The 4,388-nt window shown below is 70.5% G+C and carries 4 protein-coding genes; all 4 read left to right on the forward strand.

Going from position 1 to position 4,388, the window contains the following annotated elements:
* Positions 1 to 16 precede the first annotated feature (16 nt).
* The gene (locus G6021_RS08850) at positions 17 to 1,684 is read left to right on the forward strand and encodes a DASS family sodium-coupled anion symporter (RefSeq protein WP_182641093.1); all 1,668 of its coding nucleotides are present in this window, start codon (positions 17 to 19) and stop codon (positions 1,682 to 1,684) included.
* A gap of 22 nt (positions 1,685 to 1,706) precedes the next feature.
* A complete protein-coding gene (locus G6021_RS08855; protein ID WP_182641094.1) occupies positions 1,707 to 2,900 on the forward strand; it encodes an aminotransferase class I/II-fold pyridoxal phosphate-dependent enzyme in 1,194 nt (397 codons plus the stop codon).
* Positions 2,901 to 2,909: 9 nt separating this feature from the next.
* Positions 2,910 to 3,053: a hypothetical protein gene (locus G6021_RS08860; RefSeq protein WP_159110286.1), complete on the forward strand. Its 144-nt coding sequence runs from the start codon at positions 2,910 to 2,912 to the stop codon at positions 3,051 to 3,053.
* A gap of 21 nt (positions 3,054 to 3,074) precedes the next feature.
* A partial coding sequence (purB, locus tag G6021_RS08865) for an adenylosuccinate lyase (protein WP_182641095.1) occupies positions 3,075 to 4,388 on the forward strand: 1,314 nt, incomplete at its 3' end.

The raw sequence follows: 4,388 nt of genomic DNA on the forward strand, positions 1-4,388 counted from the left end.
CGCGAGGGAGAAGGCGATGGCAACCGGCGACCGTGATCGGCCGAGGGGCCGGAGGATGGTCATGGCCCCCCACCTGAGCGGCCTGGACCCGGACCCGGACCGCGGCGCGGAGATCGAGCAGAAGTCGCCCGGTGAGCGCGACGGCGCCGTGCCCCGCGGCGAGTTCGTCCGCAGTGTGGTCGGGACCGTCGCCGGGGTCGCGGCCGCGGTGCTGGTCTACACGGTCATGCCGGGGGACCTGGAGCACAATGCGCGACTGACCGCTGCCGTGGCGGTGCTGCTGGGGATCTGGTGGATGACCGAGTGCATCCCCATCCCCGCCACGGCGCTGGTGCCGCTCATCGCGTTCCCGGTGCTGGGTCAGGACATCTCGGTCGACGACGTCGGCGCCCAGTACGGCAACAACATCATCTTCCTGTTCATGGGCGGATTCCTCATCGCGATCGCCATGCAGAGGTGGAACCTGCACCGACGGATCGCCCTGCTGACGGTCCGGGCGATGGGCACCCGCTCGACACGGGTCATCGCCGGGTTCATGATCGCGACCGGCTTCCTGAGCATGTGGGTGTCCAACACCGCCACGGCCGTGATGATGCTGCCGATCGGCGTCTCCGTCCTCATGCTCGCCTCCGAACTGGGCGGGACCGGGTCCGGAGGGCAGGAGGACGACCCCGAGGGGTCGATGGCCCGGATGGACTCCTCGTCGGACCCGACGTCCGACGAGGTCAAGAAGGCCGTCATCCGGTCGAACTTCGGGACCGCCCTCATGTTGGGCATCGCTTACGCCGCGTCGATCGGATCGCTGGCGACGATCATCGGAACCCCGCCCAACACCCTGCTCGCCGGCTACCTCGAGAGCGAGCACGGCATCATCCTGGGTTTCGGCCGGTGGATGATGGTGGGTCTCCCACTGTCGATCGTGATGCTCCTGGTCGCCTGGTTCCTGCTCACCAAGGTGCTGTTCAAGCCGGAGGTGGAGCGGATCCCCGGGGGGCGGCAACTGTTCGACGACGAGCTGCGCAGCCTCGGCCCCATCTCGTCGGGCGAGAAACGCGTCCTGGCCGTGTTCGTCGCCGCCGCCGTCGCGTGGGTGACCGTGCCGTTGGTGTGGGAGGACCCGCCCGTCTCCGACGCGGGGATCGCGTTGATCGCCGGACTCGTGCTGTTCCTGCTTCCCGCCGACACCGCGCGTGGCGTTCGCCTGTTGACGTGGGAGGCCGCGCTCGCCCTGCCCTGGGGGGTGCTCCTGCTCTTCGGCGGCGGGCTGGCGCTGTCGGCCCAGTTCTCCGGGTCCGGGCTCACCGACTGGATCGGTGAGAAGTCCGCCGCCCTCGGTGGCCTGCCGGTCGTCCTGCTGGTCGTCGTCGCCGCCGGCGGGGTCCTCATCCTGACCGAACTGACCAGCAACACCGCGACCGCTGCGACGTTCCTGCCGGTCGCGGGTGGGGTGGCGCTGGGTCTCGGGCTCGACCCGATGCTGCTGGCGGTCCCGGTCGCCCTGGCCGCCACCTGCGCGTTCATGCTGCCGGTGGCGACCCCGCCCAACGCCATCGCGTACGGATCCGGATACGTGACGATCGGCCAGATGATCCGCGGCGGGGTGTGGCTCAACCTCGTGGGGATCGTGCTCATCACGCTCGTCACCATGACCCTCCTGGTGTGGGTGTTCGGACTGACCTCCTGACGGGGGCGATAGCGTCGGGGGCATGAGCGTCGCGCGTACCCCCTCTCTCAGGTCGGCCGTCGAGCCGTTCCACGTCATGAGTGTCCTGGCCGCGGCGGCGCGGCGTCAGGAGACCCACGGCGACGTGATCTCCCTGTGTGCCGGGCAGCCCTCGACCCCGGCGCCCGGGCCGGTGCTGGAGGCCGCACGGCGCGCGGTGGACGGCGAGATCCTCGGCTACACCGAGGCGATCGGAATCCGACCGCTCCGGGAGGCGATCGCGGACCACCACCGGCGGGTGGACGGTGTCGAGGTGACCGCCGACGACGTCGTCGTCACCACCGGGTCGTCCGGCGGATTCACGGTGCTCTTCCTGGCCGCGTTCGATCCCGGGGACACCGTCGTCATGGCCCGCCCCGGGTACCCCGCCTACCGCAACACCCTCCAGGCCCTGGGCTGCCGCGTCCACGAGATCGCCTGCGGCCCCGGGACCCGGTACCAACCCACGGTCGCGCAGCTCGAGGCGGTCACGGTGGAGCTGGGCCACCCACCCGCCGGCCTCATCGTGGCCAGTCCCGCCAACCCGACCGGGACGATCATCGACGCCGCCGAGCTCGCCGCCCTCGCGCGCTGGTGCGAGGCCAACGGCACGTTGCTGGTCAGCGACGAGATCTACCACGGCGTCACCTACGGCCGGGAGTGCGCGAGCGCATGGCGGACGAGCCGCGAGTCCGTGGTGATGGGCTCGGTGTCCAAATACTTCTCCATGACCGGCTGGCGGATCGGGTGGATGCTGCTGCCGCAGTACCTGGGCGCCCCCGTGGACCGGCTCATCGGCAACCTCACCATCTGCCCGCCCGCGCACGCCCAGTTCGCCGCCGTCGCCGCGTTCACCGAGGACTCGGCAGCCGAGCTCGACTCCCACGTGGAGCGGTACGCCCGGAACCGCGAGCTCGTGCTGCGCCGACTCGCGGGACTCGGGGTGGGGGAGACCGCACCTCCCGACGGAGCCTTCTACACCTACTTCGACGTCTCGCAGTGGACCGACGACTCGGTGGCGTGGTGCGCGGAGATCCTCGAACGCACGGGGGTCGCGCTGACACCCGGCGTCGACTTCGACACCGTCGACGGTCGGCACACGGTGCGCCTGAGCTTCGCCGGGGACACCGCCGAGATCGCCGAGGCGATGGACCGACTGGAGGCCGTACTGGTCCCGCGTCAGCCGCCCACGGGTTAACGTCGGCGCATGGGTTCCGCCGAGATCATCACCACCATCGTCTACATCACCCGCCCGTGGCTGTTGCTCGAGGCGCCGCTGACGGTGGATCAGGTCTACCTCAACGCGCGCGAGATCCTCGCCGGGTCCACCGGCGGCTCGATGATCTCCTGACCGGGCTGCGATACTGGGGGCGTGACCGCCCAGAACGCCGTACCCGCCCGGGCCACCAAGCCCCGGATCTCCAACGTCCTCGCCTCGCGCTACGCGAGCGCCGACCTGGCCACTCTGTGGTCCGCCGAGCACAAGATCGTGCTCGAGCGGCAGCTGTGGATCGCCGTCCTGCGCGCTCAGCGTGATCTGGGAGTCACCGTTCCCGACGGTGTGATCGAGGCCTACGAGGCCGTGATCGATCGCGTGGACCTGGCGTCGATCGCCGAGCGCGAGCGGGTGACCCGGCACGATGTCAAGGCCCGGATCGAGGAGTTCAACGCCCTCGCCGGACACGAGCAGATCCACAAGGGAATGACGAGCCGGGACCTCACCGAGAACGTCGAGCAGCTCCAGGTGATCCGCTCCCTCGAGTTGGTCCGCGACCGCGGGGTGGCAGCGGTTCGCCGGTTGGCCGAGCACGCGGTGGCGCACCGCGACCAGGTGATGGCCGGCCGCAGCCACAACGTCGCCGCGCAGGCCACCACCCTGGGCAAGCGCTTCGCCTCCGCGGCCGATGAGCTGCTGTTGGCGCTCGAGCGGGTCGACTCACTGATGGAGCGGTACCCCCTGCGCGGTATCAAGGGCCCGATGGGCACCGCGCAGGACATGCTCGACCTGCTCGGGGGCGACGCCGGGAAGATGTCGGAGCTCGAGAGCCGCATCGCCGGGCACCTGGGCTTCTCCCGGACCCTGGACTCGGTCGGCCAGGTGTACCCGCGGTCCCTCGACCACGAGGTCGTCTCCGCGCTGGTCCAGTTGGGCGCCGGCCCGTCCTCGCTGGCCCACACGATCCGGCTGATGGCCGGACACGAGCTGGTCACCGAGGGTTTCCAGCCCGGCCAGGTCGGGTCGTCGGCGATGCCGCACAAGATGAACACCCGGTCCTGCGAGCGGGTCAACGGGCTCCAGGTGGTCCTCCGCGGGTACGGCTCCATGGCCGCCGAGCTCGCCGGCGCGCAGTGGAACGAGGGCGACGTCTTCTGCTCGGTGGTGCGTCGTGTCGCTCTGCCGGATGCGTTCTTCGCGCTGGACGGCATGTTCGAGACGTTCCTGACCGTGCTCGACGAGTTCGGGGCGTACCCGGCCGTGATCGACAAGGAGCTCCAGCGCTACCTGCCGTTCCTCGCCACCACCAAGGTCCTCATGGCGGCCGTCCGGGCCGGGGTCGGCCGAGAGGTCGCGCACGAGGCGATCAAGGAGAACGCGGTGGCGGTGGCGTTGGCGATGCGGGAGGAGGGCCGCGAGCCCGACCTCGTCGACCGGCTCGCCGCCGACGACCGGCTGCCGCTGGACCGC

It is taken from the genome of Dietzia sp. CW19 (assembly GCF_014145265.1).
GTDB classification, from domain to species: domain Bacteria; phylum Actinomycetota; class Actinomycetes; order Mycobacteriales; family Mycobacteriaceae; genus Dietzia; species Dietzia natronolimnaea.

What these genes read in the sequence shown, in the direction of transcription:
- G6021_RS08850 (WP_182641093.1), top strand. Translation starts at nt 17, where the DNA reads ATGGCAACCGGCGACCGTGATCGGCCGAGGGGCCGGAGGATGGTCATG.
- G6021_RS08855 (WP_182641094.1), top strand. Translation starts at nt 1,707, where the DNA reads ATGAGCGTCGCGCGTACCCCCTCTCTCAGGTCGGCCGTCGAGCCGTTC.
- G6021_RS08860 (WP_159110286.1), top strand. Translation starts at nt 2,910, where the DNA reads ATGGGTTCCGCCGAGATCATCACCACCATCGTCTACATCACCCGCCCG.